The 25,215-nt window shown below is 69.1% G+C and carries 28 protein-coding genes; 10 read left to right on the top strand and 18 right to left on the bottom strand.

Annotation, left to right across the window (positions count from 1 at the left end):
* Position 1 precedes the first annotated feature (1 nt).
* The 5 genes from BKA15_RS27480 to BKA15_RS27460 all read right to left on the bottom strand — a co-directional run bounded on the left by BKA15_RS27480 (position 2) and on the right by BKA15_RS27460 (position 5,296).
* Positions 2-904 carry a carbohydrate ABC transporter permease gene (locus tag BKA15_RS27480; protein ID WP_179756365.1) on the bottom strand — a complete coding sequence of 301 codons (903 nt, stop codon included), beginning with the start codon at positions 902-904 and terminating at the stop codon, positions 2-4.
* On the bottom strand, positions 901-1,776 hold the full coding sequence (locus BKA15_RS27475; RefSeq protein ID WP_312879432.1) for an ABC transporter permease: 876 nt from the start codon (positions 1,774-1,776) through the stop codon (positions 901-903). The genes BKA15_RS27480 and BKA15_RS27475 overlap by 4 nt, the downstream gene beginning before the upstream one ends.
* A 101-nt stretch (positions 1,777-1,877) precedes the next feature.
* The gene (locus BKA15_RS27470; RefSeq protein WP_179756363.1) at positions 1,878-3,224 is read right to left on the bottom strand and encodes a polysaccharide pyruvyl transferase family protein; all 1,347 of its coding nucleotides are present in this window, start codon (positions 3,222-3,224) and stop codon (positions 1,878-1,880) included.
* A 132-nt stretch (positions 3,225-3,356) separates the two neighbouring features.
* On the bottom strand, positions 3,357-4,385 hold the full coding sequence (locus BKA15_RS27465) for a LacI family DNA-binding transcriptional regulator (protein ID WP_179756361.1): 1,029 nt from the start codon (positions 4,383-4,385) through the stop codon (positions 3,357-3,359).
* Between the two features lie 80 nt (positions 4,386-4,465).
* Positions 4,466-5,296 (bottom strand): prolyl oligopeptidase family serine peptidase, encoded by an 831-nt coding sequence (locus tag BKA15_RS27460; protein ID WP_179756359.1) that lies wholly within the window; start codon positions 5,294-5,296, stop codon positions 4,466-4,468.
* Between the two features lie 43 nt (positions 5,297-5,339).
* Here BKA15_RS27460 and BKA15_RS27455 point away from each other — a divergent pair, with 43 nt between their 5' ends.
* Together BKA15_RS27455 and BKA15_RS27450 are read left to right on the top strand one after the other, a co-directional pair.
* Positions 5,340-5,915, top strand: a complete 576-nt coding sequence (locus BKA15_RS27455) for a TetR/AcrR family transcriptional regulator (RefSeq protein ID WP_179756357.1) — start codon at positions 5,340-5,342, stop codon at positions 5,913-5,915.
* A complete protein-coding gene (locus tag BKA15_RS27450; RefSeq protein WP_312879431.1) occupies positions 5,912-6,445 on the top strand; it encodes a GNAT family N-acetyltransferase in 534 nt (177 codons plus the stop codon). Before BKA15_RS27455 ends, BKA15_RS27450 begins: the two co-directional genes overlap by 4 nt.
* Positions 6,446-6,466: 21 nt before the next feature.
* Here the strand turns inward: BKA15_RS27450 and BKA15_RS27445 are convergent, their stop codons facing one another.
* The 6 genes from BKA15_RS27445 to BKA15_RS27420 form a co-directional block, all read right to left on the bottom strand.
* On the bottom strand, positions 6,467-7,285 hold the full coding sequence (locus BKA15_RS27445; protein WP_218872443.1) for a phosphatidate cytidylyltransferase: 819 nt from the start codon (positions 7,283-7,285) through the stop codon (positions 6,467-6,469).
* A gap of 99 nt (positions 7,286-7,384) precedes the next feature.
* Positions 7,385-7,924, bottom strand: coding sequence for a ribosome recycling factor (frr, locus tag BKA15_RS27440; RefSeq protein ID WP_218872441.1), 540 nt, complete (start codon positions 7,922-7,924; stop codon positions 7,385-7,387).
* 48 nt (positions 7,925-7,972) lie between these two features.
* The gene (pyrH, locus tag BKA15_RS27435; protein WP_179756351.1) at positions 7,973-8,686 is read right to left on the bottom strand and encodes a UMP kinase; all 714 of its coding nucleotides are present in this window, start codon (positions 8,684-8,686) and stop codon (positions 7,973-7,975) included.
* Positions 8,687-8,777: 91 nt separating this feature from the next.
* Positions 8,778-9,593 carry a translation elongation factor Ts gene (gene tsf / locus BKA15_RS27430; RefSeq protein ID WP_179756349.1) on the bottom strand — a complete coding sequence of 272 codons (816 nt, stop codon included), beginning with the start codon at positions 9,591-9,593 and terminating at the stop codon, positions 8,778-8,780.
* Between the two features lie 79 nt (positions 9,594-9,672).
* On the bottom strand, positions 9,673-10,581 hold the full coding sequence (gene rpsB, locus BKA15_RS27425; protein WP_179756347.1) for a 30S ribosomal protein S2: 909 nt from the start codon (positions 10,579-10,581) through the stop codon (positions 9,673-9,675).
* A gap of 218 nt (positions 10,582-10,799) precedes the next feature.
* On the bottom strand, positions 10,800-11,369 hold the full coding sequence (locus BKA15_RS27420) for a mycothiol transferase (protein ID WP_179756345.1): 570 nt from the start codon (positions 11,367-11,369) through the stop codon (positions 10,800-10,802).
* Between the two features lie 138 nt (positions 11,370-11,507).
* Between BKA15_RS27420 and BKA15_RS35920 the strand changes: the two genes are divergently transcribed.
* The 6 genes from BKA15_RS35920 to BKA15_RS37405 all read left to right on the top strand — a co-directional run bounded on the left by BKA15_RS35920 (position 11,508) and on the right by BKA15_RS37405 (position 14,473).
* The gene (locus BKA15_RS35920; protein ID WP_246322434.1) at positions 11,508-12,518 is read left to right on the top strand and encodes a M23 family metallopeptidase; all 1,011 of its coding nucleotides are present in this window, start codon (positions 11,508-11,510) and stop codon (positions 12,516-12,518) included.
* Between the two features lie 42 nt (positions 12,519-12,560).
* The gene (locus BKA15_RS27405) at positions 12,561-12,809 is read left to right on the top strand and encodes a CopG family transcriptional regulator (protein ID WP_179756343.1); all 249 of its coding nucleotides are present in this window, start codon (positions 12,561-12,563) and stop codon (positions 12,807-12,809) included.
* Positions 12,806-13,243 (top strand): TA system VapC family ribonuclease toxin, encoded by a 438-nt coding sequence (locus tag BKA15_RS27400; protein WP_179756341.1) that lies wholly within the window; start codon positions 12,806-12,808, stop codon positions 13,241-13,243. The genes BKA15_RS27405 and BKA15_RS27400 overlap by 4 nt, the downstream gene beginning before the upstream one ends.
* A gap of 78 nt (positions 13,244-13,321) precedes the next feature.
* On the top strand, positions 13,322-13,666 hold the full coding sequence (locus tag BKA15_RS27395) for a hypothetical protein (RefSeq protein ID WP_179756339.1): 345 nt from the start codon (positions 13,322-13,324) through the stop codon (positions 13,664-13,666).
* A complete protein-coding gene (locus BKA15_RS27390) occupies positions 13,663-14,229 on the top strand; it encodes a DUF6036 family nucleotidyltransferase (RefSeq protein ID WP_179756337.1) in 567 nt (188 codons plus the stop codon). The genes BKA15_RS27395 and BKA15_RS27390 overlap by 4 nt, the downstream gene beginning before the upstream one ends.
* A complete protein-coding gene (locus tag BKA15_RS37405; RefSeq protein ID WP_376766843.1) occupies positions 14,111-14,473 on the top strand; it encodes a helix-turn-helix transcriptional regulator in 363 nt (120 codons plus the stop codon). The genes BKA15_RS27390 and BKA15_RS37405 overlap by 119 nt, the downstream gene beginning before the upstream one ends.
* A 153-nt stretch (positions 14,474-14,626) precedes the next feature.
* Here BKA15_RS37405 and BKA15_RS27380 read toward each other — a convergent pair whose 3' ends face one another.
* The 7 genes from BKA15_RS27380 to BKA15_RS27350 form a co-directional block, all read right to left on the bottom strand.
* Positions 14,627-16,318, bottom strand: a complete 1,692-nt coding sequence (locus BKA15_RS27380) for a dipeptide ABC transporter ATP-binding protein (protein ID WP_179756333.1) — start codon at positions 16,316-16,318, stop codon at positions 14,627-14,629.
* Positions 16,315-16,899 (bottom strand): GbsR/MarR family transcriptional regulator, encoded by a 585-nt coding sequence (locus BKA15_RS27375; RefSeq protein WP_179756331.1) that lies wholly within the window; start codon positions 16,897-16,899, stop codon positions 16,315-16,317. Before BKA15_RS27375 ends, BKA15_RS27380 begins: the two co-directional genes overlap by 4 nt.
* Positions 16,900-16,901: 2 nt before the next feature.
* On the bottom strand, positions 16,902-18,365 hold the full coding sequence (locus BKA15_RS27370) for a serine hydrolase domain-containing protein (protein WP_246322433.1): 1,464 nt from the start codon (positions 18,363-18,365) through the stop codon (positions 16,902-16,904).
* A gap of 13 nt (positions 18,366-18,378) precedes the next feature.
* A complete protein-coding gene (locus BKA15_RS27365; RefSeq protein WP_218871602.1) occupies positions 18,379-19,272 on the bottom strand; it encodes an ABC transporter permease in 894 nt (297 codons plus the stop codon).
* A 12-nt stretch (positions 19,273-19,284) separates the two neighbouring features.
* Positions 19,285-20,277, bottom strand: coding sequence for an ABC transporter permease (locus BKA15_RS27360; RefSeq protein WP_218871601.1), 993 nt, complete (start codon positions 20,275-20,277; stop codon positions 19,285-19,287).
* Positions 20,231-21,820, bottom strand: coding sequence for a peptide ABC transporter substrate-binding protein (locus BKA15_RS27355; RefSeq protein ID WP_179756328.1), 1,590 nt, complete (start codon positions 21,818-21,820; stop codon positions 20,231-20,233). The genes BKA15_RS27360 and BKA15_RS27355 overlap by 47 nt, the downstream gene beginning before the upstream one ends.
* A 102-nt stretch (positions 21,821-21,922) precedes the next feature.
* Positions 21,923-22,870, bottom strand: a complete 948-nt coding sequence (locus tag BKA15_RS27350) for a tyrosine recombinase XerC (RefSeq protein ID WP_179756326.1) — start codon at positions 22,868-22,870, stop codon at positions 21,923-21,925.
* A gap of 69 nt (positions 22,871-22,939) precedes the next feature.
* Between BKA15_RS27350 and BKA15_RS27345 the strand changes: the two genes are divergently transcribed.
* Entirely contained in the window at positions 22,940-23,962 is a 1,023-nt protein-coding gene (locus BKA15_RS27345; RefSeq protein WP_179756324.1) for a lactonase family protein, read from the top strand.
* The gene (locus BKA15_RS27340; RefSeq protein ID WP_179756322.1) at positions 23,962-25,209 is read left to right on the top strand and encodes an amidohydrolase; all 1,248 of its coding nucleotides are present in this window, start codon (positions 23,962-23,964) and stop codon (positions 25,207-25,209) included. Before BKA15_RS27345 ends, BKA15_RS27340 begins: the two co-directional genes overlap by 1 nt.
* Positions 25,210-25,215: the final 6 nt, after the last annotated feature.

The following is a 25,215-nucleotide window of genomic DNA, read 5'->3' as shown; positions in this document are numbered from 1 at the left end:
GCTATCCCTTCACGGCGCCGATCAGCAGGCCCTTGCTGAAGTGCTTCTGGATGAACGGATAGACGATCAGGATCGGGACGATGGAGATCACCAGGATCGCCATCTGGATCGAGGTCTGCGGCGGCATCGTCTCGGCCCCGACGGCGAGTTCGTCGGTGCCGAGCGGGGTCTGGTTGACGACGAACGTGCGCAGCACCAGTTGCAGCGGCCACTTCTCCGGCGACGGCAGGTAGAGCAGCGCCGAGAAGAACGCGTTCCAGTACGCCACCGCGTAGAACAGGCCGACCACGGCGATCACCGCCTTGGACAGCGGCACCACGATCGTGGTGAGGATGCGCAGCTCGCCGGCGCCGTCGATCTTGGCCGATTCGATCAGTTCGCCGGGCAGTTCGAGGAAGAACGACCGCATGACGATCACGTTGAACGCGTTGATCAGCACGGGCAGGATCAGCGCGGCAAGATTGTCGATCAGGCCGAGCTGCCGGACGATCAGATACATCGGGATCATGCCCGGGCTGAACAGCAGCGTGAACAGGGTCAGCAGCAGAATCGGCTTGTGCAGCAGCGTTCCCGGCCTCGACAGCGCGTACGCGAGCATGATCGTGCAGACCACCGACAGGATGGTCCCGACCACCGTGACGCCGATCGACACGAATAGGGCGCGGGTGACCACGCCGCCGGACAGCACCGCCCGGTAGGCGGCCAGTGTCGGATCCGTGGTGAACAGGACGAACCCGCCGGCGGCGCTCACCTCCCGCTGGGACGCGATGCTGGTCATGATCACCGCGACGAACGGCACGATCACCGCCAGGCAGGCGAGGCCGAGCACGATCCCCCGGCCGGCCCGGGCCAGGATCGAGGGACGGCCCATCCAGACCGGCCGGGTGTCTCGCCAGTTGCTCATTTCGAGTACACCCCTCGCTCGCCCAGCGCATGGGCCACCTTGTTGGCGCCGAGCACCAGGATCACGCCGACCACTCCCTTGACCAGGCCGACGGCCGCCGAGACGCCCCAGTCGCCGCCGATGATGCCGTTGTTGTAGACGTAGGTGTCCAGCACCTCGCTGGCCTGGATGCCGACCGGTCCCTGCTGCAGGATGATCTGCTCGAAGCCGACGCTCAGCGCGTCACCGAGCCGGAGGATCAGCAGCAGGACGATCACCGGCCGGATCGCCGGCAGCGTGACATGCCACATCTGCCGCCAGGCGCCGGCCCGGTCGATCGCCGCCGCCTCGTACAGGTTGAGATCGACCCGGGACAGCGCGGCCAGGAAGATGATCGTCGACCAGCCGGTGTCCTTCCAGATCACCTGCGACGTGATCATCAGCTTGAACAGCTCCGGCACCCCGATGATCTGCAACGTCTCGAAGTCGGCGCTGCGCAGCCAGGTGTTCAGCATGCCGCCGTTGCCGAGCATCTGCTGGAACAGCGCCACCACGATCACCCAGGACAGGAAGTGCGGCAGGTAGAGCACCGACTGGGTCAGCCGCTTCAGCCGTTCACTGAGCAGCGAATTCAAGATCAGCGCGAACGCGATCGGCAGCGGGAAGACGAACACGACCTGGATCAGCGTGATGATCAACGTGTTGGCCAGCGCGTTGAGGAACTCCGGGTCTCCGTTGATGATCACCGCGAAGTTCTCGAACCCGACGAACGGGCTGTTGCCGATGCCGAGGAACGGCTGGTAATCCTGGAACGCGATCACGTTGCCGAGCAGCGGCAGGTAGTGGAACATCAGCAGCACCACGACGCCCGGCACCGCCAGCAGCAGCAACACCCGATCCCGTCGCCAGCGAACGGCCAGGCGCTGCCGAAGACCAGGGGAGGTCTTCGGAGACGGTGCCGCCCGCGACGGTGCGGGGCGGGACTGGACGTCGATCACGGTGCGTCAGCGCCCCGCTCCCCCGCAGCACCCGTGCCCCGAGCCTGCCCCTCCGTGCCCTGAGCCTGCCCCTCCGTGCCCTGAGCCTGCCCCTCCGTGCCCTGAGCCTGTCGAAGGGCCGTAACCCGGCCGACCGCGAACTCGACGTGGTGCCGCAGGCCTTCGTAGGCCGCGATCCGCGAGCGGGCCATGGCGTCCCGCGCGGCCGGAAGATCGGAGGCGATCTTGGCCACCCGCTCGACCGCCTCCCCCGCCGCGGCGTCGGTCAACTCGATGATCGACTCGGACAGCCCGAGGTCGTGATACATCTGGCCCTTGATCGTGTCCGTCGGCTGACGCAGGTAGAGCGACGGAACGCCCTCGGCCAGTGCGATCAACGGCGAGTGGCACTCCATGCTGACCACGGCGGCGGCCCGGCGATAGACCGCGGCGGCCTCGGCCAGGTCCCAGAACCGGGGCAGCACGTGCACCCGGTCGCGCACGTCGGCCGGGAAGGTCCCGGCCAGCCGGGTCTCGGCCAGCTCGACCGCGTACGACATCTCGGGCACGATCAACGCCGGCAGGTCGGTGGCCCGGACCCAGCTGATGATCGACTGCCGCAGCACGTCCAGGTCGGACTCCGCGTAGCCGGCGTTGTAGGCCTCCTTGCGCCAGTCCTCGGCCCGCGGGGCGAAGCCGCGAATCTTGTAATACGGCGTGTACCGCAGCCGCGGCACCGCGCACAGGAACTGACCCTCGACCAGCCCGTACTCGGCCAGCACCGGGGCTCCGTGATCATCGTCGACGACGTCGAAGATCACCGTGCCGTCCGCGCCGAACTCGAGCTCGGCCACCCCGATTCCCTGTCCCTGCAGGAATCTCCGGGTCAGCGAGTCCCGGCAGTAGACGAACGCGGCGTCGGTCAGCAACTCCCGGTCCAGTGGGCCCAGCAGGTCGCCGGCGATGGCGTCGATCATGGCCGCCGACCGTTCCAGGGTCCCGTCGTAGGGCCGCAGCGGGTCGACGGTGACCCCGAAGAACCCGTACGGCTTGTGGGTGTGCGCGCGCCAGGCCGCGGTCTCGATCTTGCCGACCAGCGACGGGCCGGAACCGTGCACCAGCAGGTCCGCCTCGCCGAACAGCCGCTCCAGCGCCGGAGTGATCGACCCGTCGTCGCCGACCCGCTCTTCGACCAGCGCCACCTCCGGGTAGTAGCGGGCCAGCAGCTGCCGTACCCCGTCGTCGATGTTGCGCGCCCACAGGGTGAGCCGAACGCCCGGTGCGAACCGCCGGAACGCCTCCAACACCCCGGGGCTGTGCGCGACATCCCCGATATTCACGGTCTGCCATCCAGAGACCACCACGACATGAACCATCGGCAGAACTACCCCAGTTCGCCCCCGACGGGGCATCGATCAGCAACGTCCGGATTAGAGTGACACGGATTAATCGAGTAATCAAGACCGCAATCGGATCCTGATCGGGTCGAACTGAGGTCAGGAGGCGGGCGGGGCCGTGGATCCGCGGTCGATCAACTTCGGGCGTGGGCTCTTCACGAGGGCCGACCTGGCCCGCTTCCCGTCGATCAACTGGCGGAGAGCCCGGTAGCCCCGGACACCAGCTTCGTAGACCGGCATCCGGATCGTCGTCGGTGCCGGCCGGAGGACACCGGCAATCGGCAGATCCTGATAGGCCACGACCGAGAGATCCTCCGGCACCCGCAGCCCCAGATCGACGATCGCCGCCAGAGCCCCGGGCGCAGCGATCACGTTGTCGATGATCATCGCCGTCGGCGGCTCGGGCCCGGTCAGCACCGCCATCGCCGACTGGGCGACGACGTGCGGGTCGAAGCCGGACCGGTGGACCAGCCGCGGATCCGGCCTCAAGCCGGCCGATCGCAGCGTGTCGAGATAGCCGGCGACGCGAGGACCGCCGTAGGAGGCCTGGTCCGGGCCGCCGATCAGGGCGATCCGGCGATGGCCCAGCCGGAGCAGATGTTCGGTCGCCAGGGCGATCCCGGCATGATCATCGACCCAGACGCTGGTCCGCTGATCATCCTCGGCGGGAGTCTGCAGGATCACGTACGGGATCGTGCGACTGGTCAGCTCCTCGATCGTCTCGGAGCCGAGCTGTGGCGACCGGACCAGGAACCCGTCCACCATCCGGGTGCCGACCATCCGTTGCATCAGGTGACTGCCGTGCTTGATCCAGAGTGCATCGGTCAGCATCAGCACGTCACCCGCCTCCTCCGCCGCGGCCTGGATGCCACGGATGGCGTACTCGAAGACCGGGTTCGCGATCTTGGGCACGACGGCGGCGATGATGCCGGACCGCGACATCCTGAGTGACTTCGCCGCGTGGTTGACCCGGTAGCCGGTCTCGGCGACCGCCCGCTCCACCCGGAGGCGCGTCGCCTCGCTCATCCGGATGGTCGTCGCGTTGCCGGAGATCGCCGCCGACACGACCGCCGTCGACACACCCGCCCGCTTGGCGACGTCCTTCAACGTCACGTGTCGCTCGACCATGGCTCGAGCCTAGTGGCGCACTCCGTCCGACCGGTCAGGCACCGGGCGATTCATCGGTTAATCGGTGATCGACGCCCCGGTCACAGGCGGCCGGCGAACCACTCGACCGCCAGGCGATCGGCAGCGGCGGCATGGTCGGTCTGCGGCGCCGGCTCGTCTCCCGGCGGATCGACCAACATGTGCGGCATGTTCGGCACCACGGTGACCTCGGCCTCGACCCCGGCACCGGCCAGCGCGTCGCGTACGGCGAAGGCGGGGACATGGATCGCCTCGGCGTCGTCGAGTTCGCCGACCAGTAGCCGCAGCGGAGCACCGGCCCGAGCCAGTTCGGGAGCCCGCGCGACGAAGTCGATCTTGTCCGCGATCGCTTCCGAGCCGGCATCCCAGGGATAGACGATGCCGTACAGCCGGCCGTTGGCCGCGACCAGCGGCCGCAGCTGGGTCAGCGGGCTGACCACGACCGCGGCCGCAACCGGGAGCCGGGTGGCGGCCAGGACGCCGAGCGCTGCGGCAGCACCGGCCGACCCGCCGAACAGCCCGAGTCGATCACCGGTCAACCCGTGCTCGGCCTTGATCGCCGCGACCGCGGGCTCGAACTCGGCGACGGCCTGGTCCTGGACGGGCCCGTACAGATTGCGGACCGCGTCCTCCATACCGAGCCGCATCACCTCCTCGTCACCGCCGGCCGGCTTCCTGGCTCCGCACAGCGGCAGCCCGAGATAGATCCGCCAGGCATCCAGTCCGTCCAACGGCATCGCCGCCGCGAAGGCGGACTCGGTCCGCGGCGCATCGAACAGGTGCCAGCCGACCACGATCGGCGCCTCCGTCCGGCCCGAGGCCGGCGGCAGGATCAGATAGGGCACCCCGGCGGCGGTGCCGACGTACTGCTCACGTTCTGCGAAGTTCGTCATAATGGACACTGTACAACTTAATTGGACGTTGTACAATAGAGTCATGGAACGGAGCCGAAGGTCGCGCGGTGAGCGTGCCGGACTGAGCCGGGAGCAGATCGTCGCCGCCGCGCGCCGGACGCTGGCCACCCGCGGGCTGGCCGGTTTGAGCCTGCGTGCCGTCGCGGCCGAGCTCGGGGTCGCCCCGAACGCGATCTACAGCCACCTGGACGACAAGAACGCGCTCCTCGACGCGGTGCTCGACGACGTCTTGACGGCGGTCCGGAATCCGAGCGCCAAGAACCCGCGCCGGGCCCTGAGAACGATCATGGTCGACACCTACGACACCCTGGTCGAGCACCCCAGCCTGGTCGGCGCCTACCTGACCAGGCAGGGATCCCGGGGTCCCGAGGCACAACGGCTCGGCGTGATCATGGACGACTGCCTGGACCGGCTCGGAGCCGGCGGCCGAGCGGGCGAGGCCGGCCGGCGCACCATGATCGTCTACACGATCGGGTACGCGGCGTTCGCCACCGGCTGGACGGCCGACGGCGAGCAGCCGTTGTCCGCGAGCAGGGTCCGGCGCGACTTCCTGGCCGGCCTGGACTGGTTGATCAACGGTATCGTCGGCCCGCCGTGATCACGGACAGTCATACTGGCCCGGCGATCATCCGTAGCGCCGAGTCCGCCGACCTGCCCTGGCTGCAGGAGATCGAGGTGGCCGCGGGCGAGCAGTTCCGACGGCTCGGCATGGCCGCCGTCGCCGACGACGAGCCGCCGACGCTCGCCGAGCTGGAGCGGCTGCGCAGAGCGGGCGCCGCCTGGGTCGCCGCCGCGGACGACGGCACGATCGTCGCCTACCTCGTCGCCGAGGAGGTGGACGGCGCCCTGCACGTCGAGCAGGTCACCGTGCATCCGGACGCCGCCCGGCGCGGGCTGGGCCGGGCGCTGATCGAGCACGCCGCGGGTCATGCACGCGACCGGGCTCTGCCGGCACTCACCCTGACCACGTTCCGGGACGTGGCGTGGAACGCCCCGTACTACGAGCGGCTCGGCTTCCGCGTACTCGGCGACGACGAACTCAGCCCAGGGCTCGTCCGAATCCGCGCAGCCGAGGCAGCGCTCGGCCTCGACCGATGGCCCCGCGTGTGCATGCGGCGCGAGCTGTGACGGGAACCCGCGACAGTACGGTCAGCCGCCGGGAACCAGCAGATACATGATCAGCCAGGCGACGGGCGCGGCCACCAGCAGCGAGTCCAACCGGTCCATCACGCCGCCGTGGCCGGGCAGGAACGAGCTCATGTCCTTGATCCCGAGGTCCCGTTTGATCAAGGACTCGATCAGGTCGCCGCAGACGCCGACCCCGACCAGCAGGACACCGAGGATCAGGCCGATCCACCACGGCGCGCCGAGGCCGAACACCGTCAGGGCCAGTCCGGAGCCGGTGCCGAGCACGACCGAGCCGACCAGGCCCTCCCAGGACTTCTTCGGGCTGATCGTCGGCGCCATCGGGTGCCGGCCGAACAGGACGCCCGCCACGTAGCCGCCGACGTCGCCCATCACGACGATCACGATGAACGTGACCAGCCGTACCGAACCGTTCTCCCCCGCCAGCATCAGCGCCGCGAACGAGCCGAGGAACGGCACGTAGGCGATGATCATCAGGCTGGCCGCGGTGTCCTTGACGTAGCCGGACGCCCCCTTGGGCATCCGCCAGATCATGGCGGCCAGGACGGTGAGCGCGAGCGAGGCCAGCAGCACCGAGGTGGTCGAGAAGAACACCGGCCGCTGCACCCCGGCCAGATAGGAACCGGTGGCGATCGCGACCGTACCGACGACGATCGGCACGATGGCCGCCGTCATCCCCTGCCGCTTCAGCGCCTGGTACATCTCGTTGGCGCCGAGCGCCAGGGCGACCGCGAGCAGGGCGACGAAGCCCGGCTTGAACCAGATCAGGGTGACCACCAGATAGGCGCCGAGCCCGACGCCGACCCCGATCGCCGCCGGCAGGTTGCGGCCGGCCCGGCCGTGGTCAGCCGGCGGCTGCGGCGTCGCTCCGCCCGGTTCGTTCCCTGGAGCTGATTCTCCAGGCGAGGGATCCGACACCGATCAAACCTCGATCAGTTCGGATTCCTTGTGCTTGAGCACCTCGTCGACCGCGTCCGTGTGCTGCTTGGTGACCACGTCCAGCTGCTTTTCGGCCCGGGTCACCTCGTCCTCGCCGGCCTCCTTGTCCTTGACCAGCTTGTCCAGGGCCTCCTTGGCGGCCCGGCGGTGGTTGCGAATCGAGATCCGCGCCTCCTCCGCCTTGGTCCGGGCCAGCTTGATGTATTCCTTGCGCCGTTCCTCGGTCAACTCGGGCAGCGTGACCCGGATGACGTTGCCGTCGTCGGTCGGGTTGACGCCCAGGTCCGAGTCCCGGATCGCCTTCTCGATGCCGGCCATCGATCCCTTGTCGTACGGAGTGATCAGCACCATCCGCGCCTCGGGGACCTGAAAGCTGGCCAGCTGCTGCAGCGGCGTCGCGGCGCCGTAATAGTCGACGACCAGCTTCGAGAACATCGCTGGGTGGGCTCGACCGGTGCGGATCGCCGCGAACTCCTCCTTCGCGTACTCGATCGCGGAGTCCATCTTCAACTCCGCGTCCATGAGGATCTCGTCGATCACGGTAGAGCTCCTTCTGCTCGGCTTGGGCTATCAGGTGTGGACTGTGGTTCCGATCCTCTCACCAGCGATCACCCGGACGATGGTGCCGTCGGTGTCGAGGCTGAAAAAGACCATCGGCAGTGCGTAGTCACGGGCCATGCTGATCGCCGTCGCGTCGGCGACCTTGAGGTCCCGGGCCAGATACTCGTCGTAGCTGAGGTCGTCGAACTTCCGGGCGTCCGGGTTGGTCCGCGGGTCCGAGTCGTACACCCCGTCGGTGCCCTGCTTGCCCATCAGCAGCACCTCGGCACCGATCTCCAGCGCCCGCTGGGCGGCCACGGTGTCGGTGGAGAAGTACGGCATCCCGGAGCCGGCGCCGAAGATCACGATGCGGCCCTTGACCAGGTGCCGCTCGGCCCGCTGCGGGATGTACGGCTCCGCGACCTGACCCATCGTGATGGCGGTCTGGACCCGCGGCTCGGCACCCGCCTTCTCCAGGAAGTCCTGCAGGGCCAGGCAGTTCATCACCGTGCCGAGCATTCCCATGTAATCGGCGCGGTCCCGCTCCATGCCCCGCAGCTGCAACTCAGCACCGCGGAAGAAGTTGCCACCGCCGACGACGATGGCGATCTGGACCCCGGTCGCCGCGACCTCGGCGATCTGCCGGGCCAGTGCGGCCACCACGTCCGGGTCGACGCCCACCTTGCCGCCGCCGAACACCTCGCCGGACAGTTTCAACAGCACCCGCTTGTACGGGCTCGCCATCGGCTCTCCTTAGGGTCGAAATTCCGGGCTTGACATGAGCGTGCGCTACGAACCCGTACGGATTCGTAGCGCACGCCACGGTTTCGAAGGCTCAGGAAGCCGCTTCGAAGCGAACGAATCGCTCGATGGTAACGCCGGCCGCGTCGAGCAACTTCTTGACCGGGGTCTTGTTGTCGGTCACCGACGGCTGGTCCAGCAGGACGACGTCCTTGAAGAAGCTGTTCACCCGGCCCTCGATGATCTTCGGGATCGCCTGCTCCGGCTTGCCCTCGGCCTGGGCCGTCGCCTCGGCGATCCGACGCTCGTTGGCCACGATGTCGGCCGGGACCTCGTCGCGGTTGAGGTACTGCGGGCGCATCGCGGCGACCTGCATGGCGGCCGTCTTGGCGGCTGCCTCGTCGTCGCCGGCGTACTGCACCAGCACGCCCACCTGGGGCGGCAGGTCCGAGGCCCGCTTGTGCAGATAGACCGTCGTGTTGCCGTCGAAGTAGGCCGCGTCGCTGACCTCGAGCTTCTCGCCGATCTTGACGGCGAGCTCGTGGATCACGTCGGCGACCGTCTTGCCGGCCTCGACCGGAGCCGCGTTGACCTCGTCGACGGAGTTCGCCTTGGCGGCGGCCGCGGCCTTGACCACGGTCTCCGCGAGGGCCTGGAACTCCTCGTTCTTGGCCACGAAGTCGGTCTCGGCGCCGAGCTGGATCAGTGCGCCGTCGGCGTAGGCGACCAGGCCGTTGCTGGCCGCCCGGTCGGCCCGCTTCGCGGCCTTGGCCTGCCCGGACACGCGGAGCAGCTCAACGGCCTTGTCGAAGTCGCCTTCGGCCTCGGTGAGCGCCTTCTTCGCGTCCATCATCCCGGCCCCGGTGGAGTCCCGGAGCCGCTTCACATCGGTAGCGGCAATCGTCGCCATGCGTCCTCGTACTTCCTTCGTTCAGAGAGCTTGTCAGGGGGAAGCGCAGGGGTTGCCCCCTGCTGCGGTGTCGCGTGAGTCAGTTGCTGACTTCGCTGGGCTCCTTGAGCCCGGCGGTCTCGGACTCCAGGATCGGATCCTGGGAGGTCGCGGCGGCATCGGCGGCCTCGCTGCCGTGGACTTCCTCGGCCGTGTTGGTGGCCTCGGCCCGGGCGTCGGCCTCCTGCTTGGCCAGCAGCTCGCGCTCCCAGTCCGGCATCGGCTCGGCGGTCGCCTCCGCGCCGGTCTGGTCGCCACCGGAACGGGCCATCAGGCCCTCGGCCACGGCGTCGGCCAGCACCCGGGTGAGCAGCGAGACGGAGCGGATCGCGTCGTCGTTGCCCGGGATCGCGTAGTCGACCTCGTCCGGGTCGCAGTTGGTGTCGAGGATGCCGATGATCGGGATCCGCAGCTTGCGGGCCTCGTCGACGGCGAGGTGCTCCTTCTTGGTGTCGACGATCCAGACCGCCTGCGGCACCTCGTTCATGTCCCGGATGCCGCCGAGGGTCTTCTCCAGCTTCTCCTTCTCCCGGCGCATGCCGAGGAGCTCCTTCTTGGTGCGGCCGGAGCCCGCGACATCGTCGTAGTCGATGCCCTCCAGCTCCTTGAGCCGCTGGATCCGCTTGATCACGGTGTGGAAGTTGGTGAGCATGCCGCCGAGCCAACGCTGGTTGACGTACGGCATGCCGACCCGGGTCGCCTGCTCGGCGATCGCTTCCTGGGCCTGCTTCTTGGTGCCGACGAAGAGGACCTTGCCGCCGCGGGCGACGATCTCCTTGACGAAGGCGTACGCGCGGTCGATGTAGGTCAGCGACTGGCGCAGGTCGATGATGTAGATGCCGTTGCGGTCGGTGAGGATGAACCGCTTCATCTTCGGGTTCCACCGACGGGTCTGGTGTCCGAAGTGGACGCCGCTCTCCAGGAGCTGGCGGGTGCTGACGACGGCCATGGCCGTATCCCTCTCTTCTCGGGCTTCCGCCCGACGTACGGTTGTCCGGTGCCGAGCTCTTCGACACCGCCTGATGCCCATGCGACGGCCGACTCGAACCGGGCAGGAATCGAGACCGCGGACGCCGCCCGATCGTGGCCGATCGGTCAACGAGCATGCGAAGTCAGCCCGATTCCTCGGGCTGCGGCGCCGAGTCTACGCCGTTCGCCCGTTCCGGGCTAACTCGCGGCCGGCGTCGGGCGCCAATCTCCGGGCGGGTCCTCACCGACCCGGCCGTCGACCGCTTCCCGGATCAGGTCGGCGTGCCCGGCGTGCCGGCCGTACTCCTCGATCAGGTCGCAGAGCAGCCGGCGCAGGCTGAGCCGGCGGCCGTCCGGCCAGGCCAGGTGGACGAGCTGATCCAGACCGCCGGCGGACAGTGCCGCGGCCAGTCGCTGCCGGGACCGGACGACCGTGTCGTCCCAGATCGCGTAGAGCTGAGCGGGGCTGTCGTCGGCGGCCGAGGTGAAGTCGAAGCCCGGGTCGGCGTCCCAGTCGACCGTGTCCCAGGGCGGACTGACCGGCGCCCCGCTCAGCTTCCTGGTGAACATCTCGTCCTCGGCCCGGGCGAGGTGCTTGAGCAGGCTGCCCAGGGTCAGCGGCGAGGAGCCGATCGTGGTCCGCAGGCCCGCAGCGTCGAGGCCGTCGGTCTTCCAGCGGAAGGTGGCCCGGAGTCGATCCAGGGCTCCGGTCAGGTGCTCGAGCTCGGTGCCCGCCGTGGGCGGTTCGTGCCAGTAGGCGTCGTTCATGCGCGCAACGTAACGGCGGTTCCGGACAGTCGAGTTCCTGAAACCGCGGTTGTCCACAGCCCGGCGGGTACGAATTTCGTTGTCCACAGATTTTCTCCGGCCCGGCGGATCCGAGTGGACCGGCGCAGGATCCCGGGCATGAAGATACGCACGTGCCGCGGGTGGAGCCTGCCCGCCATGGTCCTGGCCGGTCTGCTGCTGGTCCTGGCCGGGCCCGGACCGACGTCGGCCGAGGTCCGGCCCGGCCGCACCGGTTGGCCGCTGTCCGGGCCGATCGAGGTGGCCCGGCCGTTCGACCCGCCCACGACGCGCTGGGGCGCCGGCCACCGCGGCGTCGACCTGGCCGCGCCGGCGGGGTCGCCGGTGCTGGCCGCGGCCGCCGGCACGGTGACCTATGCCCAGCCGCTGGCCGGTCGCGGAGTGCTGGTCGTCGACCACGGGGCCACCCGGACGACGTACGAGCCGGTCACCGCGACCGTGCCGGTGGGGACTCGCGTGACGGCCGGTCAGCGGATCGGGACGCTGCAGCCGGGGCACTGTCCGCCGCGCGATTGCCTGCACTGGGGCTGGTTGCGCGGCGACACCTACCTCGACCCGCTCCGGCTCGGCGGCGCCGCCGCGGCCCCGGGCGGGGACGGACGGGTCCGGCTGGTCGGCGAGGCGCAGCGGGAGGTCGCCGAGCGGCGCGCGGCCGAACGCGCGGCAGCGGCAGCAGCAGCCGCGGCCGGCCTGGGTGGGACCGGGCCACCCGGCGAGCACGGCTTCGTCCCGCCGGTCGCCGGGCCGATCACCTCACCGTTCGGGATGCGGCTGCACCCGGTCCTGCGGGTGACGAAGCTGCACGACGGGACCGACTTCGGCGCCGGCTGCGGGACCCCGATCCGAGCTCCGTACCCGGGCCGGGTGAGTCAGGTCTTCTTCAATCCCGGGTACGGCAACCGGTTGATGATCGACCACGGGACGATCGCCGGCCGGCATGTGGTGAGCGGCTACAACCACGCGAGCTCGTACTCGGCGAGCGTCGGGCAGCAGGTCGCGCAGGGTCAGGTGATCGGCCGGGTCGGCAGCACCGGCTATTCCACCGGCTGCCACCTGCATCTGATGCTCTGGCTGGACGGCGAGGTGGTTGACCCGATGAGCTGGTGGTAATCCCGATATGCATCGGCATATGGCGCGCGTATGCTCGTCTGCATGCGCACGACCATGAACCTCCCTGACGCACTGATGGATGAGGTCCGGGAGCGGGCGAAGGCCGAGAACCGGACGGTGACGAGCCTGATGATCGAGGCCCTGCATGACCTACTGGCGAAGGATCGAACGGTGACCACCAAGAAATACAGTCTCCCCACCGACGGCTTCCCGAACGGGCGCCTGTTGATCGACATCGACGACAAGGACGCCGTGCAGCAGCTCTTCGACGAGGAAGACGGCTGGCTGTGATCCTCCTCGACGTCAATGTGCTCGTGTCCGCGTTCCGGGAGGGCGCGGACCGGCACGCCGACTATGCCCGATGGCTCGGCGGGGCCGTCAACGACGCCGAACCGCTGTTGCTCGCCGACCTGGCGCTCACGGGCTTCGTGCGGATCGTGACGGACCCGCGCATCTCGAAGCCGGTGTCCACCACAGCGAGTGCTTTCGGTTTCGTCCGGGCTCTGCAGGAGACACCACCGGCTCGATCGGTCACCTCGACGCCCCGGTCGTGGGCCATCTTCGACGAGTTGCTCAAGAGTGATCGCCGGCTCCGCGGAGGTGCCGTATCGGACGTCTACCTCGCGTCGCTCGCGAGCGCCCACGGCGCGCGGCTGGCGACCCGGGACCAAGGTTTCGCCAGGTTCGGGAAGCGGCTGCGTTGGTTCGATCCGGCCGAAGGCTGATCTCGCGTCCGATCGTCGGCTTCCACGCCGGGTAGCGTGCCATTCGTATGGTGTACCGCTTTCGGTACACTCCTGCACATGAAGTACTCGGCGGCGGACCTCGCGGCGACCTTGATGGCGACATCAGAGACAAACTATGTCCGCGTCGTGGCCGACTGGCTAGAACATGGCGAGGTAAGCCAGGTCGAGCCTGCACAGACCGGGGACCTCCTCGTTGACGCCCTGGCAGCTGCTGCCGTCGCGCATCTAGCCCGACAAAACGGCACGGAACCGCCAGCATGGACGTTGACTCCGGAACGCGCACTACCAGCCTTCTGGCACCCTGGCAGCGACCGGTTCTTCGCCTACTCACTCGCTCACGCACCCGCCGAGTTCGCTGCCCGCGGGGTGCTGGTCGAGCAAGACTCGTTGGCGTCGGTGTGAGCGACGGCCGCGACCTCACGCTCAGCCGCGAGCAGATCATCGCGCTGCTCTCCGAACTTGGCCGGGAACTCGACGCGCGCGGCGTACGAGCGCAGCTGTTCGTCGTAGGCGGTGCGGCAATGGCACTCGCGTACAACATGCGTCGCACCACCGCCGATGTCGATGGGGTCTTCGAACCCAAGGCCGTCGTCTACGAAGCCGCGCGCCGGGTGGCGGCGCGTCACAGCGGATTGGCTGACGACTGGCTCAATGACGGAGTCAAGGGACTCCTGCCGCCCGGCAACGACCGCGAGGCGAAGGTCATACTCGACGTCCCCGGTGTGACAGTCAGCGTGCCGTCCCCTCGCTATCTGCTGGCGTTGAAGGTCCAGGCCGCACGGATCGACCGCGACCAGGACGACATCATGTTCCTCGCCCGAGAGGCAGGGGCGGAGACTGCCGATGATGTGCTGGCGATTGCAGAGCAGGTCATCGGCAGCAGCCGACTTCTGCCGAAGGCACAGTTCCTCGTTCAAGAGATGTTTGCCGAACCTGGTCATGGCGGTGACGGCCGTGACCGGTGACGCACTCGCCGCCCTAGCGGATACCTCGATTGCTCAAGCGTTGAAGCTGGCTCGAGAAGAGGCAGGACTCTCCGCGAGTGCTCTCGCACGTGCCGCTGAGACATCGCGTGCGGCGATCCACGCCTATGAGACCGGGATCAGGGAGCCGACCGTCTCGACCGCCTTGCGCCTGCTGCGCGTCTGCGGATGCACGATGGAGGTCATCCACTACGGCCGGTCGCCTGGAGCCCAGTCCTCCCCCTGAACGGCGCGCGGTGATTCGGCGCACCCAGCAGGGACGATCTGGATGTAGTCGCCGCGTCGCCGCCCCGATCTGTTAGCACAACGCGCCTCGAGCAGGTACCCGAGGCGGACCCGGGTGATGATGTGGCGGCATGCCGGCTCGGGCGAGGACAGTTCACGAGGCGAAGACGCCGGCCAGGCGGGTCTGCCGGCGGCGGGCCTGCTCGACCGGATCGGGGACCGGGGCGGCGGCCAGCAGCCGCCGGGTGTACGGGTCGGTGGGCTCGTTCATGATCATCGCGCAGCTGCCCTGCTCGACGATCACGCCGTCGTGCAGCACGGCGACCCGGTCGCAGACCTGCTCGACCACCGCGAGGTCGTGGCTGATGAACAGGCAGGCGAAGGCGAACTGCTGCTGCAGCGAGACGAGCAGGTCCAGCACGGTGGCCTGCACCGAGACGTCCAGGGCCGAGGTCGGCTCGTCGGCGATCAGCAGATCGGGCTCGAGCGCGATCGCCCGGGCGATCGAGACCCGCTGCCGCTGGCCGCCGGACAGCTCGTGCGGGTAGCGCCCGGCCCAACCGGCCGGCAGCTCGACGCTCTCCAGCAGGGCGCGGACCCGTCCGGTCAGTTCCGCACCGCGGACGCCGCGGTGGACCAGCAGCGGCTCGCCGATCGACTGGCCGAGGGTGTAGCGCGGGTTGAGCGAGGCGGCCGGGTTCTGGAAAACGGCACCGATCCGCGACCGGATCGCGCGCAGCTGGGCACGGCCGGCGCTCGCCAGCGAGACCCCGCCGACGCGGACGTCGCCGCCGCTGATCGGAGCCATCCCGAGGACGCTGCGACCGATCGTCGACTTGCCCGACCCGGACTCGCCGACCAAGCCGCAGATCTCGCCGGGGCCGAGGCGCAGGTCGACACCGGCCACGGCCCGGACCCGACGCCCGCGCCGGCCGCGGTACTCGACCACCAGCCCGTCGATCTCGAGCGGGGGCGGCGTGGTGTCGTCGCCCGCCGGCCCGCTCACCGGTGCCCGGTCATGATCACGGCCGGGCTCCGGATCGGGGCGGTCGGCGCCGGGGACGGCCGCCAGCAGGGCCTTGGTGTAGTCGTGCTGCGGCCGGGCGAACAGGTCCCGGATGCCGGCGACCTCGACCACACTCCCCTGGCGCATCACGACGACCCGTTCGGCGACGTCGGCGACCACGCCCATGTCGTGGGTGATGATCATGATCGACACGCCGGTCCGCCGGCGCAGCGCCATCAGGACGTCGAGCACCTCCTGCTGCACGGTGACGTCGAGGGCCGTGGTCGGTTCGTCGGCGATCAGCACCTCCGGGTCGCAGGACAACGCCATCGCGATCATGGCGCGCTGACACTGCCCGCCGGACAGCTGGTGCGGGTAGTGCCGCAACCGCTGCTCCGGGTCGGAGATCTCCACCATCCGGAGCAGCTCGACGGCCCGCTCCCGCGCCTGCCGGCGATCCAGGTCGGGCTGGTGCCGCCGGATCATCTCGACCAGCTGGAACCCGATGGTGAAGACCGGATCCAGCGCATTCACCGGGTCCTGGAAGATCATCGCGATCCGCTTACCCCGGATCTCGGTGAGCCGGGCCCGGCCGGCCGTCAGCAGGTCTTGATCATCGAGCAGCACCCGGCCGCCGACCCGGGCGTTGCCGGGCAGCAGGCCGATCGAGGCCAGGCTGGTCACGCTCTTGCCGGACCCGGACTCCCCGACCACCGCGAGCACCTCGCCCTGGCGCAGGTCGAACGACACCCCGTCGACCGCCCGCTGCCACTGGCCGCCGACCTCGAAGTCGACCACGAGGTCCTCGAACGCCAGCACGGCCCGCCCGGCCGAGGTCATGACCGTTCCTCGTCGCCGGCGGCCGATTCCTCGTCGGTGTCGACGTTGTGGGTCTCGTTGTAGGCCTTCCAGTCGGCCAGCATCTTGCGGTGGTAGGTGGCCAGCCACTCCATGTAGTTGCGGGCGTTGCGGAGCCGGCGCCGCGGGCCGGTGAGCGTCGCCGGGACGTCGGCCAGCAGGTCGGAGAACATGGCGCGCTGCCGGTCCAGGTAGCGTCGTTCGCCGGCCAGGAAAGTGCCCCAGATGTCGTCGTCGACGGTGAAGTAGTGGCTGCGATCACCCGGGATGGCGTGCCGCGCGATGAAGCCCATCTCGATCAGCCGCCGGGTGGTGCCGGAGATCGAGCCGGCGCTCGCCTTCAGCGCACCGGCCAGCTCCGCCGACGAGACGTACGGCTTGCTGCTGGTCATCAGATACGCCAGCACGCGACCCTCCATCCGCGGCGAACCGGCCATCTCACGCAGCACCCCGAAGGACTCGATGAACTCCCGCCGCCGTTCGCTGACCTCCCAGTCCTCGGTCGGGTCGGGCGGCGGGGCCGACGGCTTGCTGCGACCGGCGCGGTTCGCGGACTTGGCCATGATCAACTCGTTCCGGCCCCGGCGGTGCCCCTGCTGATCTGGTCGGCGCGGCGGGCCAGGAACACGTCCACCGGCCACCGGCTGCCGCCGCCGTAGCGGACCGACTCGACCGACCCGTCGGCCGCCCAGGTGAACCGGATCGGCTCGCCGGCCAGCCCGAACCCGGCCTCCGCCGTCCCCGCCAGGGTGTTCTCGTCGACGAAGCGGAGCTCGTCGTAGGACGCGGTCGGATCCGGCGCCGCCGCGTAGAAGCCGACCAATCGACCACCCAGCAGGGCGATCTGCACGACGCCCATCAGGTTCGCGAACAGCCCGGTGAACCGGGAGAGATCATGATCGACCGCCGCCGGATCCGGTTCGTGATCATCGGCCGCAAGATTGAGCAGCTTCACCACGCCGTCGGCGAGGGCGGTGGCCGGGCCGCCGATGCAGTTGGTCAGGACGCTCACCGCGACCTGCTCGGTCGGGTCGAGGTAGGTCCGGGTGATGTGGCCCGGGTAGCCGCCGCTGTGGCCGACCAGCCGCCGCTCGCCGATCGTCGTGACGTCCATGCCGAGACCATAGGTGCCCTGCTCGGTGCCGTTCGTCGTGACCGTGCTCTCGTCGCGCTGGATCAGTCGCTTGGCGGAGTCGTCGATCAGGTCCTCGGCGCCGGTGAAATGGGCGGCGGCGTAGCGGACCAGGTCCTCGGCCGTGGAGTAGAAGCCGGTTGCCGCGGCCATGCCGCGGGTGTCGACGTGGCCGATCGCCTGCCGCGGTTCGGCGCCGTCGATCAGCCCGGTATGGCCGGCGGCGAACCGGCCGGCGAGGTCCGGCAGCCACTCCGGGCCGGTGTCGGCCAGCCCGAGCGGCTCGATGATCAACTTCTTGACGTAGTCGTGGTACGAGACGCCCGAGGCGCTCTCGATCGCCAGCCCGAGCAGCGAGTAGCCGACGTTGGAGTACTTGAAGTACTCGTTGGTCTGGTAGACGACGCCGTGCTCGCGGCACAGCTCGATCAGCTCGTCCCGGTCCGGGAACGGCCGCATCAGCTGCCAGAAGTCGGTGTCGATGCCGTCCCTGATCACGCCGCCCTGATGCCCCAGCAGCTCGCGCAGGGTGACCGCTCCGACCCCGGTGCCGGCCAGCTCGGGTACGTGAGCGTCGATCCGGTCGTCCAGCCGCAGCCTGCCCTGACCGGCCAGCTGCAGGACCGCGGTCGCCGTGAACGTCTTGGAGTGCGACGCGATCCGGAACAGGTGGTCGGTCCGCAGCGGCGTCCCGGCCGGCTCGTCGGCGAACCCGTACGCCTGCGAGGTGATCAACTCGGCCCCGACCCGGATCGCGGCCTGCACCCCCGGGATGCGCAGAAAGCGCCGCTGGTACGCCAGCCAGGCCTCGATCGCCGGCGCCGCCTCGCGTGCCGTCTCGACGCTGTATCCCGTCATCGTCTCCCTTTCCCTGGATCCGTCATCCGTCTTGATCATGATCGGCAACCTTTCATGATCGGGCTCGGGGGTTGATCGCGTCCCGGAGCACGTCGCCGATCGTCATCAGGCTGAGCACCGTCACGGCCAGGAAGATGCTCGGATAGATCAACATGTGCGGCGCCCGCTGGAACACGGCCTGCGCGCTGGCCAGTTGGAGGCCCCAGGAGATCGACGGCGCGCGCAGGCCCAGGCCGAGGAAGGTCAGGGTCGACTCGGCGACGATCACGCCGCCGACGGTCAGGGTCGCGACCGCCAGCACCGGACCGATCGCGTTCGGCAGCACGTACTGGCCGAGGATGCGCCGGGTCGGCAGCCCCATCGCGGTCGCCGCCTGGACGTATTCCGCACCGCGGATGCCCCGCACACTGGTCCGGACCAGCCGGGCCAGCGTCGGCCAGGCGAACAGCGCGAGCACCAGCGCGACCGTGATCACCGACCGGCTGCCCAGCGTGTTCAGCACGACGATCGCGCCGAGCAGGAACGGGAAGCCGAGGAAGATGTCGGTCAGCCGGGCCAGGATCGAGTCGAGCAGCCCGCCGAGATAGCCGGCCAGGGTCCCGACGACGAGGGCGATGCCGAGCGCGATCGCAGTGCAGACCAGGCCGACGATCATGGACGCCCGGGCGCCGTGGATCACGTTCGCGTACACGTCACAGCCCTGCACATCGAAGCCGAACGGATGCCCGGCGGTCGGCGGCCTCACGCTGCGGGACAGGTCGCAGACCCGCGGATCCGGATTCCCGAACAGCCCCGCGAACGGCTCCGGTGCGACGGCGATCAACATCATGATCGTCAACACGCCGAGCGGCAGCCAGAACAGCACCCGGCGCCGCACCGTGGCCCAGACACCGCGGGCCTGGGCTCCCTCGACCGCGATGTCGGCGGTCAGCACCTGATCAGTCACGATGCACCGTCCTCAGTCATGGCGCACCCGGGGATCCAGCAGGGAGTGCAGGACGTCCACGATCAGGCTGGTGGCCAGGAAGATCAGGACCAGCGCCGTCGCGATGCCGACGACCGTCGGACCTTCGTGGGTCCGGATGGCCTGAAACATCAGCTGTCCCACGCCGGGCAGGTTGAAGATGCCCTCGGTGACGATCGCGCCGCCCAGCAGCGCGCCCAGGTCGACGGCCAGATAGGTGAGCACCGGGATCGCCGAGTTCCGCAGCACGTGCACGCCGACCACCTGATGCCCCGGCAGGCCCTTGGCCCAGAGCGCCCGGACGAAGTCGGTCCGCATCGTGTCCGCGACGCTGCCCCGCATCAGCCGGGACACCGCCGCCAGACCGTAGATCGCCAGCACGCAGGCGGGCAGCAGGTACGAGACCGGCCACCCCTCCGACACGCCCGCGATCGGAAGCAGCGACAGCCGAACGCCGAAGATCAACTGCGCGGCGACGGCCATCACGATGATCGGGATCGAGGTGACCACGATCGTCATGATCAACACGCTCCGGTCGATCCAGGAGTTCTGCCGCAGGCCGGCCAGCAGCCCGAGCCCGATCCCGATCACGACCTGGATCACCCACGCGGTCAGGGCCAGCTGGATCGTCACCGGCCACCGGCCGGCCAGCCGCTCGGCGACCGACCGGCCGTTCAGGTCGACACCGAGATCGCCGGTCAGCAGCGTGCCCAGGTAGCGGAGGTACTGGCTCCACAGCGGATCGTCGAGGTGGTACTTCGCCCTGATCAGTTCGACCGTTCGCGGCGGCAACGGCTGGTCTCCGCCCAGCGCCGCGACCGGGTCACCGGGCAGGGCGAAGACCGCCGCGTAGATCACGAACGTGACCCCGAGGAACACCACCACGAGCTCGGCGAGCCGGCGGACCAGGAACTTGATCACGTGGTTGGCCCGACCATGATCACTGTCCGGCGAGCTCGGTGAACTCGATGTTGATCGAGCCGACACCCTCGTCCAGCTTCGCCACCCGTTCCGAGGTGGCGTAGGTGTACTTCTCGAAGAACATCGGCGGTGCCGGGAAGTCCTTCATGATCGCCTTCTGTACCTCGACGTACCCCGCGATCGCCTTCTCCTGATCAAGCTCGGCGTCGGCCTTGGCCAGCAGCTCCTTCACTTCTTCGGTGTAGTAGGGGATGCAGTTCACACAGCCGCCGGTCTCCAGGTAGAACTCGCGCAGCGTGTTCTGCTGGCTGGCGTACAGCGCACCCCAGCGGGAGAAGTACGGCCCGGTCAGCTTGCGCTCGTTGCGCAGCTTCTGGAACTCGGGGAAGTCCGTCGTCGGCGTCGCGGTCACGTCGGCGATGCCGAGGTTCTGCCGCAGCTGATTCGCGTAGGCCTGATAGAGCTCGTCCAGCCCGGAACCGCCCGGATACCTGATCTCCATCGAGCCGGTCCAGCCGCCGGCCTCGGCCAGCAACTGTTTGGCCTTGTCGGGATTGAACGTGCACAGTTCACCGCACAGCCCGACCGGAGTGCCCGGCTCCCCCGGCGGCGTCAGCGCGGAGGCCGGCTCCCAGATCCCGCCGTAGATCGCGTCGCTGACCGCCTGCCGGTCGATCGCCATCGAGATCGCCTGCCGGACCCGGATGTCGGAGTACCGCTCCTCCCACAACGGCAGGCCCAGGTAGTTCATCCCCAGACCCTGGAAGACGTAGGCGCGATCACCGAAGTCGGTCTTGACCTGGTTCATCCGGCTGGCCGGGACGAACAGGACGTCGGTGTTGCCGGCCTGGACGTCGGTGTAGGCCGTGGTCATGTCCGTGTACGGCTTGAACACGATCTCGTCGACCGTCGGCTTCGGCCCGGCATACTCCGGGTAGGCCTGCACGGTGACCGGATCGTTCTCGGTGTAGCTGCCGACGATCTTGAACGGACCGTTCCCGATCGGCGCCTTCGCGAAGCCCTCAAGATCATCGTAGGCGGCCTCCGGCAACGGGAAGAAGCCCGTCTGCGACTGCGACACCTGGAACGGGAACTGACCGTCCGGGCTCTTCAACTGCACCGTGAAGGTGTGCTCGTCGATGATCTTGAGACCGGACATCTCCGTGACCTTCGGCTCACCCTCCTCCGGGTTCAGGTCGTCGTACCCGACGATGTTGGCCAGCTGGCCGCTGTTCTCCCAGGCGTTCGGTCCGTACGCGGTCGCGTTCCACGCCTTGACGTAGCTCTCGGCGGTGACCGGCTCACCGTTGTGGAAGGTCCAGCCGTCGCGGAGCTTGATCGTCCAGTTCACCGCGTCGTCGGAGGTCACCGACTCCGCGTTGAGGCCGGTGATCGATCCGTCCGCCTCGGCGAACATCAGGCCGGAGAAGATCACTCTGGTCTGGGCGAAGGCGATCGTCTGCCGACCCGGGTTCAACGTCACCGGGTCGCTGACCGCCAGGGACACGGTACGACTCTGCTGCTCGGTGCCCGATCCACTGCCACCGCCCGCGCAACCGGTGAGGATCAGGAGGGCGGCCAGCAGGACCGCCGGGATGCGGGAACTCATGCAACGTGATCTTGAAGCCCGCTCCGGGCGCCAGTCAATACCAGATCTCAGAAGTTTCAGTATGAAATGAAACCTTAACTCGACCGTGACATCCCGCGGAGTTCAGGCCCGCGGATGGGCCTGTTCGTACGCCCGCCGGAGCCGGTCCGTGGTCACGTGGGTGTAGATCTGGGTCGTCGCGAGTGAGGCGTGGCCGAGCATCTCCTGGACGCTGCGCAGGTCGGCGCCACCCTCCAGCAGATGGGTCGCCATCGCGTGCCGGAGCCCGTGCGGACCAAGATCAGGAGCGCCGTCGGTGAGCCGGAGGGCGCGGTGCACGATCCGCCGGACCACGCGTTGATCGATCCGGCCGCCGCGCTCGCCGAGGAAGATCGCCGGCGGCGAGGCCGGAGTGATCAGAGCGTCGCGGCCGTCGGCGATCCAGCGGTCCAGAGCGCGGAAGGCGGGGGCGCCGAGCGGCACCGTGCGTTCCTTGCGGCCCTTGCCGAAGACGCGCAGCGTGCGCCGGTCGGCGTCGACGTCGGTCAGGTCGAGCCCGCAAAGTTCGGCGACTCGGACGCCGCTGCCGTACAGCACCTCGAGCAGGGCGACATCGCGCAGGGCGACCGGACCGCCCTCCTCCGCCGCGTACGCGATCGCCTGCTCGAGCATCTGCTGCGCGTCGCTGGCGTCCAACGTGTCCGGCAGCCGTCGTTGCAGCTTCGGCGAGCGCAGCGACACCGCCGGGTCGGTCTCGATCTCGCCGACCCGCCGGGCCCAGGCGAAGAAGACCCGGGCCGCGGTGGCCCGGCGCTGGATGCTGGACCGGGCCTGGCCGGCCGACTGCTGCCGGGCCAGCCAGCTCCGCAGGTCGCCCAGGGTGGCTTCGGCCAGCCGGTCCCGGCCGAGGCGGGTCAGCTGCTCCAGCAGCGAGATCAGGTCGGCGCGGTAGGCCCGTACCGTGTGGTCGGAGAGTTGCCGTTCCGAGCCGAGGTGCCGCAGGTAGCGGTCCAGCAGTTCCCGGCAGCCGTCCGCCAGCTCGGGTTCGGCGGGTTCCGGAGCGGCAGGCACGTTCTCACCATCCGTCGGCTCGGCACCGAGGACAAGTCGCCACGCCGCAACCGTGATATGCAAGACATCGTGCCTCTACCTCACCTGAGCCAGCTCATCGTCGGCGGCTACACCCCGACCCTGGGGGACGGATCCGGCCTCGTCACGTTTCGGGTCTCGCCGGACGGCGCCTCCCCGATCGGCACCGTCGAGATCGACTCGCCGAGCTATCTGATCAAGCACCCCGACCTGCCCTTGCTGTACGGCGTGTCGGAGGGTACGAACTCGTCGGCGGCGGCGTTCCGGCTGACCGAGCGCGGCCCGGAGTTGATCAACACCGTGCCGAACTCCGGGCCGGGCGCGTGCCACCTGTGCCTGAGCCCGGACCGCCGGTTCGTGATCACCGCGAACTACGGGTCCAGCTCGGTGTCCGCCTTCGGCCTCGCCGAGGACGGCAGCCTGACCGGGCAGACCGACCGGCTCGACTTCACCGGCACCGGGCCGGATGCGAGCCGGCAGTCGGAACCGCACCCGCACCAGGTGGTGGCCGACTGCGACCTGATCCTGGTCCCCGACCTCGGCACCGACCGGGTGCACCGGATCGGGATCGACGGCGACGGCAAGCTCGGCCGGGCCGGCGATCCGGTCCTGCTGCCGCCGGGCACCGGGCCGCGACACCTGGTCCTCGTCGATGATCAACTCGTGGTCGCCTGCGAGCTGTCGGCCGAGGTGTGGTGGGCTCCCCGTACCGGCACCGGCGGCGAGACCGGGCAGCGCGTACCGGCCTCCGGAAGCTCAACCCAGGAACGGATCTACCCGTCCGCGATCGTCGCCGACGGCTCGTCGATCTTCGTCGCCAATCGCGGCTCCGACACGATCGCCGCGTTCCAGCTCGCCGACGGTCACGTCCGGCCGGCGGTCGAGGTGTCCTGCGGCGGCGCCTGGCCGCGCGACCTGGTCGCCACCGAATCGCACCTGTGGGTGGCCAACCAGAACGACGGCACCGTGGTCGCGATCGGCCGCGATGATCTTGCCGCCGGCCGGATCGACGGCACGATCGAGACGCCGAGCCCGTCCTGCCTGATCCCGCTCACCGAAGGAGCCGGCGCCTGATGCCGAGGCAGACGTCATCGTCCACCTTCCCGCGCCGCCAGGGCGAACTCGCCGTCGTCGGCGGCCGGGTCGTCCCGATCGTCGGCGAGCCGATCGAGAACGGCACCGTGTTGATCAAGGACGGCGTGATCACCGCGGTCGGCGCCGGAGTCAAGATCGGCAAGAAGGCCGAGGTGATCGACGCGACCGGTCAGTGGGTGCTGCCCGGCTTCGTCGAGGCGCACGGCCACGTCGGCGTGCACGAGGAGGGCAACGGCTGGGCCGGCCAGGACACCAACGAGATGACCGACCCGGTCGGCGCCCGGTTCCGCGCCCTGGACGCGATCAACCCGGCCGACGAAGGCTTCCGGGACGCCCTCGCCGGCGGCATCACCTCGGTCGTCGTCAAGCCCGGCTCGGGCAACCCGATCGGCGGCCAGACCGTGGCGATCAAGTCCTGGGGCCGGATGGTCGACGAGATGGTGTTCGCCCAACCGTGCAGCATCAAGTCCGCGCTCGGCGAGAACCCGAAGCGGGTGTACGGCGAGAAGAAGCAGACCCCGTCGACCCGGCTCGGCGTCGCCGCGGTGATCCGGGAAGCGTTGAGCAAGGCGCAGGACTACCAGGCCAAGCGTGATCAGGCCGAGCAGGACGGCAAGCCGTTCGACCGGGACGCCAACTCCGAGGTGCTGGTCTCGGTGCTGACCGGCGAGGTGCCGTGGTGTCAGCACACGCACCGCGCCGACGACATCGCGACCGCGCTCCGGCTGGCCGACGAGTTCGGCTACCGGCTGGTGATCAACCACGGCACCGAGGGACATCTGCTCGCGGACGTGCTGGCCGAGCGCGGCGTGCCGGTGATCATCGGCCCGTTGTTCACCTCGCGCAGCAAGGTCGAGGTGAACCAGCGTCATCTGCGTAATCCGGGTCTGCTGGCCAAGGCCGGTGTCAAGATCGCGATCACCACCGATCATCCGGTGGTGCCGATCAACTTCCTCGTCTACCAGGCGATCCTCTCGGTCAAGGAGGGCCTCGATCCCCGTACCGCCCTGGAATCGATCACGATCAACCCGGCCGAGATCCTCGGCCTGGCCGACCGGGTCGGCTCCCTGGAACCGGGCAAGGACGCCGACCTGGTGCTCTGGGACGGCGACCCGCTGGAGATCATGAGCCGGGCCCGGCGGGTGATCATCGAGGGTCGCGAGGTCTACCACTACGATGCGGACGCCGGCACCGGGTTCACCGAGGACCCGTACCAGATCTCCTAGGAAGGA

It is taken from the genome of Microlunatus parietis, from assembly GCF_013407955.1.
Taxonomy (GTDB): Bacteria; Actinomycetota; Actinomycetes; order Propionibacteriales; family Propionibacteriaceae; genus Microlunatus; species Microlunatus parietis.
This window is presented reverse-complemented; position numbering and strand designations above follow the sequence as displayed.